General features: G+C 38.4%; 7 protein-coding genes and 1 pseudogene. All 8 read right to left on the reverse strand.

Going from position 1 to position 11,098, the window contains the following annotated elements; all coding sequences use genetic code 11:
• Positions 1-414, reverse strand: a pseudogene (locus RTK36_RS02130) (hypothetical protein); the annotation flags it as partial.
• Positions 415-795: 381 nt separating this feature from the next.
• Positions 796-2,220, reverse strand: a complete 1,425-nt coding sequence (locus RTK36_RS02135; RefSeq protein ID WP_312043854.1) for a sigma 54-interacting transcriptional regulator — start codon at positions 2,218-2,220, stop codon at positions 796-798.
• Between the two features lie 458 nt (positions 2,221-2,678).
• Entirely contained in the window at positions 2,679-4,019 is a 1,341-nt protein-coding gene (locus RTK36_RS02140; protein ID WP_312043856.1) for a TolC family protein, read from the reverse strand.
• Between the two features lie 21 nt (positions 4,020-4,040).
• A complete protein-coding gene (locus tag RTK36_RS02145) occupies positions 4,041-5,246 on the reverse strand; it encodes an ABC transporter permease (RefSeq protein ID WP_312043858.1) in 1,206 nt (401 codons plus the stop codon).
• Positions 5,243-6,445: an ABC transporter permease gene (locus RTK36_RS02150; protein WP_312043860.1), complete on the reverse strand. Its 1,203-nt coding sequence runs from the start codon at positions 6,443-6,445 to the stop codon at positions 5,243-5,245. Before RTK36_RS02150 ends, RTK36_RS02145 begins: the two co-directional genes overlap by 4 nt.
• On the reverse strand, positions 6,442-7,341 hold the full coding sequence (locus tag RTK36_RS02155) for an HlyD family secretion protein (protein ID WP_312043862.1): 900 nt from the start codon (positions 7,339-7,341) through the stop codon (positions 6,442-6,444). The genes RTK36_RS02150 and RTK36_RS02155 overlap by 4 nt, the downstream gene beginning before the upstream one ends.
• A gap of 53 nt (positions 7,342-7,394) precedes the next feature.
• Entirely contained in the window at positions 7,395-7,976 is a 582-nt protein-coding gene (locus RTK36_RS02160; protein ID WP_312043864.1) for a TetR/AcrR family transcriptional regulator, read from the reverse strand.
• 368 nt (positions 7,977-8,344) lie between these two features.
• Positions 8,345-11,086 carry a transporter substrate-binding domain-containing protein gene (locus tag RTK36_RS02165; RefSeq protein WP_312043866.1) on the reverse strand — a complete coding sequence of 914 codons (2,742 nt, stop codon included), beginning with the start codon at positions 11,084-11,086 and terminating at the stop codon, positions 8,345-8,347.
• Positions 11,087-11,098 lie beyond the last annotated feature (12 nt).

Below are 11,098 nucleotides of genomic sequence, written 5' to 3' on the forward strand. Positions count from 1 at the left end.
CTTTTCAGTTATGGTATGTGCTCTTTCTTCATCATTGCTTGCAGAACATTCAATATAAAACTCACTACTTGGCAGAACCTTTACTGAGACGAATCCTTCCTTTACCAATCTTTTTGCTTCATCAACCTGCTCAGGAAGGATTTCAGCAAAAATTTCCATGGTATTTCCTGGCTTGCTCAGAACAAAACCCAGCGTACACGAAAGCTCTATTCCATTGGTTCCTGCATTGGGAATTTGCACGCTATAAGCATTTTTAAAAATATTAGAGCTTATAATCATATCTAAGTGTGTCGCTGGTTTTTTTAGCATCTCACAAGTTCTGGAAACCGCCAATCCAATTGCAACAGGTTCTGTACATCCCATACTTGGCTTCATCTCAGCCTTTATCGCATCCAATATTAGATTCATATCCATAGTTAATTCCTCCTTGAACATCACAACTATCGCATCTCTACACAAATATATAGAGCAAAAATAATGCCAAAGGAAAATTGCCTATTTCCCGCTACTACGTCACTCAATTTTTCTCAACATTGAGAAGGTCATTGAAACCAATTCATTTTTATTGAAAGAAGAAATGTAAAACAAAAGGATGGAAATCTATCCAATGAATCAGATATTTTTTACTCACTTAAAAATTTAAATATGGAAACGTATTTCATGGAATATGATTTTATTCTCCTGTTACATACATAAAAAAAGCCCTCGCATTTTACACAAGATTGTGCTATGCAAAGGGCTAGTTATGATATATTTTTTCTTTCTCATCCATGAGATGATTTCTCAAAAATGAGATTACAGTAAATTGTATTTTTTTAATTTGCGATAAAGGGTTGCTCGGCTGATTTGCAGTGTTTTTGCTAACTTTTCCTTCTCCTCCACAGAATCCCCCTCCTTGATTAAATTTGAGAGTACTCGTTTTTCATATTCTTCCATAATTTTATCTAAAGACCATGCATCATAGCCCTTTGATGAGCGCAATACAATATGGTCGGGCAAATCGGAAAGGTGTACTGCCTCTGATTCCACAATGTTCGCCAAATACTCTATAATATTTTTTAATTCTCTTACATTTCCCGGCCAATTGTAGTTGACTAAAGTCTGCATTACTTCCCCTGTTACTCCTTGAATATGTTTGTTTAACCTTTGATTATAATACTCAATATAGTGCTCAACCAAAGGGGGAATATCCTCTTTTCTAGTGCGTAAGGGCGGTAATTCAATGGGAATAATATTCAGGCGATAGTACAAATCTTCCCGAAAGGTTCCTTCTTGCACCATCTGCTCAATGTTTTTATTGGTGGCACAAATCACCCGAATATCAATAGGAATCTGCTTGTGTCCACCAATGCGCTCAAGCTTATTTTCCTGTAAAACCCTGAGGAGCTTGGTCTGCACATGGAGAGGCATATCACCGATTTCATCCAGAAAGATAGTGCTTTTATCCGCCAGCTCAAATTTCCCAATTGCTCCCTTTTTCTTTGCACCTGTAAAAGCACCCTCTTCGTAGCCAAAGAGCTCACTTTCCACCAGGTTTTCTGGAATTGCTGCACAATTTATGGAAATCATCAGTTTATCACGTCTTTGGCTCAGTCCATGAATCATCTTTGCCATAATCTCTTTACCTGTTCCACTTTCTCCACGCAAAAATACAGTAGAACCCGATTTGGCCACCTTGCAACCAATGGCAATAGCTTCTTGCATTTTTTGGCTTGTTCCAACAAAAGACCAACCCTTTTTATCATCATGAACCACTTGTAACTGCTGCTCTAAGCGATCCCGTGCTTCAGCGGTATATAGCTTGCTTTCCAAAAGCATGGTCATATATTTTAAGAATTCCTCTAATTTCCCTCGATTTTTCAGCAGGCTTTCCCGCTGTCCTTCTTCAAAGGCAACAATGGAGATTACCCCTACTACTATCTCATCTTTAAAAATAGGATATGCCAAATCTGCCAGTTCCTTGCAATAAGCACGCTTTTCACAACCAATACAACTGGGATCCTCCGCGGCATTGGTAATAATTCCACACTTCCCCGATTTCAAAATTTCATGAAAAAACTTAGCATGAGCAATGGTATTTCCCACTTCGAAGGCATAATTTCCCGTTCCTGCCACTCGTATTAATTGGTTATCCACCACCGTTACATCACATTCTAAAATAGACGAAATTGCTTGGGCATAGGCTTGAATAAAGGTTTGAATTTTCATCAAAGCTGTCACATTGTTCACCTCTTTCTCTTTTTAGTATAGCGGAAATTTATCCAAGACTCAATGAAAATGATTGTACTTTCCGTTTGCATTTTCTTTTTCCGAAAAAAGGCCATTCATGTTTCCCTCCTTGCCAGCCAACCTATATCTAGTATTCTAAGATAGGAACTTTACTAGTGATTAGTGGGGCCCCCTATGATTTAAATTCAGCTAAAAATTATAGATGATGCACTCCATTTTGCAGCCCATGAATTTTCCATGAGTTCCATGGGACAAACATGCTATGGCAAACAGATTGTTGTGCAATGCTAGACAGTAACCAAATTGTCCAGAAGAAATTGATTTTGACTTGGCAAAACATCATGGCGTACTAACACTGTTATGAAATAATCCATCACCAAAATGAAAACCTCCATTACGATGCATATCAACTTATGCAAAACAATGGAGGTTTTTGTTGTTTTTTAAATTTATCCGCTAATTGCAGTTTTATAATTAATATAAATATCTAGAGAGGTTCCTTTCATCAACAATCGATATTCCTCCCAAGCCAAATTATAATCATATGCAGCTTGCATGAGAGCCAAATCAGTTTGCTCAAATTGAAGTTGCAGACCTTGAATCTCTACAGCTGATATCAGACCTAATTTTGCAGATTTTTTCTGTTGCTCCCACTGAATTTTCGCTTTTTCGGTGGTATCTTTTTGAAGTTGATAAGCCGCAGCAGCCTTATTGATACTGTCCAACTTTTTCTTTAGATCATTGGCAATATTGGTTTTTTGTGTTTCCACGGATATCTTTGCAATATCCATATCTACCTCATGAGCCTTAATTTGCCCTGAATATAACGTTGAATCATTGGTTTTTTTCTCTGCCTGCTGATAGTCTCTTTGCAAGGTTTTCAATTGATAGTTATTGTCAATGGCTTCCTTCAGCAACTCTTCGCTGTATTCGGGTGCAAATTCTATAATTCTAGCCCGATCAGGTGCAACTACTTCTAGGGTATCATCAATGGGTCTTCCCATTAAATCGTTCAACTGTCGCTTTATGAGTATCAAGCCATCCTTTGCATCTTGAATATCCTTACTATTTTGTTGCACGGTTAGCTTAGCTTGCTTTAGGTCTACATCGATGCTTAAACCTAATGCTGCCTTTTTTTCTGTAATTTGATACACCCGTTCCAACAATTCCTGTTTTTCTTCAAGAAGTTGGATGCCGCTTTCTATCTGTACAGTCTTTTCCACCAGAAGCTGAGAAACCAACAATGCTTGATTGTTCCAATCCTCTTGTGTTTTATTTAAATCTTGCTTTTTATTTTTTAAATCCTGCTGTTGATCTTCCAAGTCATCTCTTTTGGTGTCCGCAATACTATCAGTCATATCTTCCATGGCACTTGCCATTTTTGCACTGCCTGAAAGCAATCCACTGCTTACACCACCTAAAACCTGATCCGATACGGGGGAAGTTGGTGAAATAACACTGCCAATGGTGCCTTTGCCCTGTGATGCTGCTTCTCCAGCCGACCGTCTTGCATGAGCCGCGCTATCTTGAGCATCTCTAATATCACTCAACCCATCATCAATGGCATCCAACCCCGCAAGAATTTTTTTATAGTTCAGTTCCATTGTGGTTTTAATGCGATTATTTTTTAGCACTTCCTTTTGAATTTGTTCTAATGTCATTGGGCCTGTTATGGTTTCCTCTGCCTTAGTTGCCACCCGAACTTTCGCAAAAGCCGGCGCTGTCATGCTAAAAGTCAAAATGCCTGCCAAAAGCAAAGCACTTCCCTTTTGATATTTGTTATTTATCATACTTAGCTCTCCTTTAATGAATTACTGTGTTAATGCCGGAAATTCGTTTTTCTCCACAGAAATTTCTAATTTCTCTTCTTTTTTCAGAATTAATTTTACTCGTATATACCAAATAAAACAGCTCAAAACAAAACAGATACTACTAATACAGCCCAAAACAATCATTTCTTGACGTATCGCTTCAAATCCAGTACCCATCAGTGACATGTCACGATAGCCCAAAGCAAAATGGGTTAAAGGAAACACCTGCGCCAGTTTTTTATAAAAACTGGTCAATGCCATCGTAGGCCATGTGTATCCGCTAAGCACCAAAGACGGAGAGGTCAACACCAGAGGAAGAGACGTGGCAAATACAGGGTTTGGTAATATAGAGGAAAAAAATTGTCCCAATGTAATGATTGCCAACACAAAAAGGGAGCTATAGGCAAACCAAACATCCCAACTGGCCTTCATGGGAATTCCATATTTATTTATCATAAGCCAAGTACAAGCCGCCCATGTTCCCATAGCAATGATATAATACACCACTGTTTTTGCAAACACTTGAATAACAGGATTCATGGCTCTTAATTCTTTCAGATTTCCGCTTTCCTTTTCACGTATCAAAGAAATCGCTGCAAAATAAATCAAAACCTGCTGTAGTGTTGCAATAATAAAGCCAAAGGATAGGAAATAGCCAAAATTATTCGTAGGATTATACCATTGGCGGGTATAGAAACCTATGGGATTCATTTTTGCTAATGCATCATCCACAGTGGCACCTTTTGCGACCAGACTTTTTACTGCAATTTGCGCAGAAACTGTGCCCAAAACTTCAGAACCTCTTGCGTTTATGGTACTACCATAGCTCATATTTACTGCATTGGAACCAAGAAGCACCTGTGCCTGCCTACCCTGCTGCAAATTCATGGTAAAATCCTCAGGAAAAATGAGACAGCCAACAATTTCTCCGTTCTTCATAGCTAATTCCATCTGTTCTTCATTCTCATAATAGCCAACAATGTCAAAATAGGGAGACTCACGAAAAGCTTCCACCACTTCTCTTGTCTTTGCACTATAGCTGTAATCAACAACACCCATTTTTAAATCAGAAAAGTATCCCTTTCCGTAGCAGCTACCGCAAAGGCAAGTAACAAATATGGGAATGAATATCATGATAACCAAAGTACGAGGGCGCTTCAGCAAATAAAGCCACTCTCTAAAAAACAAACGAAATGCAGATATCATGCTTGAACGACCTCCTTCTTTCCATGTTTTGGCTGGTGCTTTCTCTTAGCCAAATAAGCCTGTATCATAAAGGTGATTACGCTAAGAAGGAAAATACCCAGTGCTAGATGTAGAAGCATTTCTCTGCTATGGGCAACCGTCGTGGTTTCAAAACCCACCCCCATTAATACAATATCCCTTACAGGAGTAAGAAAGTGAGTTGATGGTAAGTACTGCGCCGCCTTTACCCAAACTGCGGGCATCTCACTGTGAGGCCACGAAAAGCCTGACAAAATGAAAAAGGGATATGTCAGCGCCATAAGCCACTGAATGGCGTGAATTGTATTTTTACAAAGGGTTCCGAGTATTGCACCTAACCCCAGCAAGCAAAGAATAAAATAGCCGCAAAGTATAGCTAAATCCTCTCTGCTTCCTCTCATAGGAAAATCAAATATCTTTATAATTGCGTAATAGGTCAATAGAATATTTCCATAACCCGTAACGCCGTAAAAAATAAATTTATTAACAAAATGGATTGCACTTTCCCGCCATGTCATCTTACCCGAAAGGATACCTTCCTTTTTTTCTTCGGCAAAGGCTGTTGCAACAGTCATTAAAAACAGCTGATGGAAAATCAGTCCCGTTAGGCCTAACCCTAAATAAGCCAGATAACTGAACTGTGGATTAAACCAGGGGCGTAATATTGTAGAAATCGGCATAACCTTTGCTGTACCGTCTGCAATGCTGCTTCCCGTTGCTACGAAGCTCTTTACGGCAATTTGAGAAGAAACGGTTTTCACCACTTGCATGATAGAAACCACAGCACTGTTGCCAATAATATTATTGGCACTATTTACACCGATTAACACCTCAGCCTGCTGCCCCAACTGCAAAGAGCGGGTATAATCAGTAGGAATTACAATGATGCCAAGAACTTCACCAGATTCCATGAGCTTGATGGCATCCTCCTGATTTGTTACCACATAAGGAACATCGAAACGATCAGATTGATCGAATGCCTGGATTAAGTCTCTGGTTTTTTGGGATGAATTTTCGTCCACCGCTGCGAATGGAATGTTATTGACTATTTGGTTGCTAAAAGCATTGCAAACCACAATGCTTAAAGCCACCGGGGCAATCAAAAACATGAAAAGCATTCTCTTGTCCTTCCAAAGCATCTTTATTTCTCTGAAGAAGCCTGTGAAAAACAGCTTTATCATTGTGCCTCACCCACTTCATCCAGGTTAACGCCTACCAACATACCAGGGTAAAGCATGATATCGTCTTCCTCGGAGAGGGCAATTTTAACTTTATATGTAACAACATCCTGATCATTCAATTCATTGGTAGATTTTTTGATGGCAAAATCCGGATTTTTACTTACATTTACAATTTTTCCATGGAAAACCGTATCCGGATAGGTCTTACTTGTTAAAGGAACTGTCTGCCCAATTGTAAGCTTGCCTACCTCATACTCATCCACATTGGCGTTAATCCATCGGTCGTCATAATCCGTTAATGTTACAATAGTTGTACCACTGCCTACCAATTCACCTACAGAAGATGACACCATTGTGACTGTTCCGTTACAGGGTGCATATTGTGCAGTCTGGCTCAAATTCAAATTCACTTCAGAAATAACACCCTGTGCCGCCTGATATTGAGAGGTCGCTGCTTGAACATCTAACTTTGCAGCATCCAGCTGGGTTTTCAGCTTATCCATAGTATCTTCAGCAACGGCTTCTAATTCATAAAGCTCCTGATACTTTGCATATTCCGTTTCCAAAAGACTCACATTCGCCTGTGCCTTTTCCATGACTGCTTTTGCTGCATTTAAGGTTCCGGTAGCTTGTGTTTGTTTTACCAAAATGTCCCTTTGGTCAGAGGAAAACAGTAAGTCCCCTTTTGAAATTTCCTGTCCCTCATCAACTGGAATATTTGTTAGATAACCAGGGATTTTCGCACGGATGTATACCTCCTTGCATTCAACGGTTCCTGTTACGATGTTGGGTTTTTCTTCTACCACAGTTGCATCCGCTTTAGCTGCTGTACAACCGCTTGTGAAGAAACATCCCGCTAATACTAAAGCAAGTAAAATTTCATTCTTGTTCCGCATATTTTCTAACTCCTTCTCTCACTCTGCTCATTAAAAATGGTTTAATGCTTCATTTATTCAGGTAATAAAATATTAAAAATAGGACGTATGATTAGCATTACAAAATCGGTCATTTCCACTTTTGATATAGGCATTCCCTCTAGCAGCCATTGCTTCATCATACCCATAGCACCGGAAGCAATAAATTGATGAATGTATCCTTCCTGCACAGGGTCAAAGCATACTCCCAACTCCTCCTTTACCTGTAGTCCTTTACGCTTCATAATTTCCGTCAGTTTTCTTGCAAAATGATCACTCCTAGGATTTAGCAAAAGACAACGACATAACTTTTGATTATCCACAATAAAACTGCATATGTGACCTATAATAGGATATTCCCATTCCTCACCCTGCCTAATGTCGATTTTCTCCACCATCTGGGAGAAGCTTGTTGCGATTTCATCTTCCAACTCATCCAATAACTCAAACACATTGTTATAATGTAGGTAAAATGTAGCTCTATTTAAATCTGCACGGCTGGTAATATCTTTTGCCGTAATCTCACCAAAAGGCCTTTCACTCATTAAATCCACCAATGCATCACGCATCATTGTCTTTGTTCTTTTAATCCTTCGATCGATCTTTCCATTTTCCATGGTGTCCATCCTTTCCAATAGCCTATCGCCTATCAAGACCATCTCCTTTTCTACCATGTGTTTCCTGAAAGGTATTATATCACTACAAAAAAAGATAATCAACAATTTTTGATTAATTAAAAATTTTTAATTTTACCGACAAATTTTTATTTAATATGATGTTTCTCGTCTTGGTTTGCTAAAAACGTTGAAGCTATAACAAAATAACTTTATCAGATTTTAGAATACTATGACACTTGTAAATCGTATTCTTTAATAAAATAGCATTTCTATATCCAATCATCCATAATAGCTACATTTATATACTCTCAACTTTTAGCACAACCAAAAAAGCCATTGGCATTTTTTATGCCAATGACATTTTTTATTTAACTCGATTTCATTTTCATTATATCTTCTAGCGTATCAAAAAGTTCCATAGCATCTACGGGCTTTGAAAGGTGGGCATCCATTCCTACCTCAAGACTTAGATTGATATCCTCCTGAAAAGAATTTGCACTCATGGCGATGATGGGAATCTTTGTAGCATCCTCCCGCTCCAAGGAACGAAGGATAGCTACCGCTTCAAGGCCATTTAATAAAGGCATTCTTACATCCATTAAAATTGCATCGTAATAACCTACAGGAGAATCCTGAAACATTCTAACCCCTGCCTGCCCATTTTCTCCATGTTCCACAATGAATCCACGTTTTTGCAATAGAGCGATTACTATCTGGGCATTTACAGGATGATCCTCGCACAGCAAAATTCTTTTTCCAAATGAAAAATTAACCTGATGAGAGTCCTTTTCCCTACATTGAATATCAGAGGCAACCTGACACCGCTGCGTTTCTATTTTAACAATAAACTCTGTACCCATTCCCGGCTGACTATTACACTGAATAGTACCTCCCATTAATTCCACCAACTGCCTTACAATGGCCAAGCCTAAACCTGTTCCAGATTCTAAAAAAGGAATTCTATCTTCTTCCTGCTCGAAAGGATCAAACATTCTCTTTTGGAACTCTGGGCTCATGCCAATTCCGTTATCTCGAATGGTAAACACCATCATAATTTTATTATCTTCTAACTCTGTTGCCTCAATGATAAAGCTAACATTCCCCCCTGTTGGTGTAAATTTAATTGCATTATTGATAAGATTAATAAATATCTGTTGGAGGCGCAGTTCATCAAACATCACAGCCTGTTTATAATTGGTATTCATCCGTGTCTGAAAATGAATTCCTTTCTCCATTGCCCTTTCATGTATGATGATTTCAATCTCCCTTAAAAAATCACTAAAATAACAAGGCTTAAGATGCAATCTCATTTTATTATTCTCAAGCACACTCATATCCAGAGTATCATTAATCAATCTAAGTAAATAATGACTGGTCAGATTAACATTTTCGTGATATCCCTTAGACTTTTCCAAATCTTCACTGGACAATCCCAAAGATGAAAGCCCAATAATTGCGTTAATAGGTGTGCGCATATCATGACTCACGTGAGAAAGAAACTCGGATTTTGCTTTATTCGTCAGTTGCAATATTTCATTTTCTCTATTCTTATGCTTGTACAATACAAACACAATAAAATACGCCGTTAAAAAGAATCCTATAATGGATAATATGCTCACAAAATGAACAGGGTTGGTATACATCATGTCAAAAAAACTGCTTTGTTGTGGATGGTTTAAGTGGGTACGAATGATTTCCCTAAGTTCTTCCTGAGAAATCGTTGCCAAGCCTTTACTAATAATGGAATATAAAAGCAGATCTGTTTTCTTTGAGATGCCCACACTTAGCTGCTGTGAAAGGCCCTGTACCGTGCGAAATTGTAATAATCTGTATTTTGGAATTGTTAAATAGTACTCCGCCTCATATGTATTAACATAAGTACAATCAGCTAAGCCATCCTTCACAGCATCCATACAATCTTCTACTGTATCATAGGTATCAATTACTGCTTTTCGAGGAAGTATTTTTTGTACAATTTCAGAAATATAAAAACCCTTGGGAAGGGCAACGCGGTTCGGCGTTTTTTTAATATCTTTATAAACCCCCAGATAATCAACGCTTAGATAAGGTTGGGTAATGTAAACATCATTTTTATCTGCCCATTGATAGCAATAGGTCATGGCAGACAAAACATCATATTCTCCACTGGTAAATAACTCTGTTTTTGTGTCTTGTTTATCTACACTGGTATATTGAAAATTAATGCCCACTGCTTCCGATACCATCTCAAGAACATCTATGGCAATTCCATGAGGTGTACCGTCCTTTTGTGCAAATTCATACGGCTCCCATGCTGCATCATACAACACTTGTACCGTTGGGTGTTCCTTCAAATAAGCAGATTCCTCATTTGATAATACCGCCATCTGTCCGTCGGAAAAATCAAAGTATTTATTATATAAATCATTATCAAAGTTAGGTGATGTAATTTTAATCTTTTCAAGGGCATCGTTCAGCCCATCTAAAACCTTTTTATTTCCTTTTGTCGTGGCATAATAAACATTATTTGTATCGAATTTTGCAATTGCCCGAAACTCAGGAGAAATCTGATTGCTCCGAATCAGCCCTGCATCTATTTCTCCTCTAGACATTGCATCGAACATCTCTTTTTGAGTGTCGTATACAATTGTATGCACGGTGAAGTTTTTTTTCTTACAATACTCCTGCAATCCATCGTTTCTCACAAGGCCTTTCTGAAGACCTACCGTGATACCATTAAAAGCTGGATAATCCTCATAAGCGAGGGTACGGTTCTGTTTTCCCGTTACCAAAACAGACATACAAATGCCCGAAGAAAGGTCTGGAAAATCGAACATTTCCTCTCTCTCCGGTGTTTTAATCATGACCCCAACAATATCTAGCTCTCCATTTTCCAGTAATTCCAAACACTCACTAAATGTGTTTTTCTTAACGAACTCATACTCCCATCCTGTATATTGAGAAATTGCTTGAAGATAGTCATAGCTATAGCCTGATACACTTCCGTCTTGCTGGATAGTTTGAAAAAAAGGGGATTCGTAAAATCCAACCCTAATTTTTCTCTGCCTTTCCTCACCTGAGACAGGTAGAATATAACAAATCAAAAGGGTTATAGAATTTAAAATCGTCATGAAACTTTTCCC

The sequence above is a fragment of the Anaerotignum sp. genome, assembly GCF_031981185.1.
Lineage (GTDB): Bacteria > Bacillota > Clostridia > Lachnospirales > Anaerotignaceae > Chakrabartyella.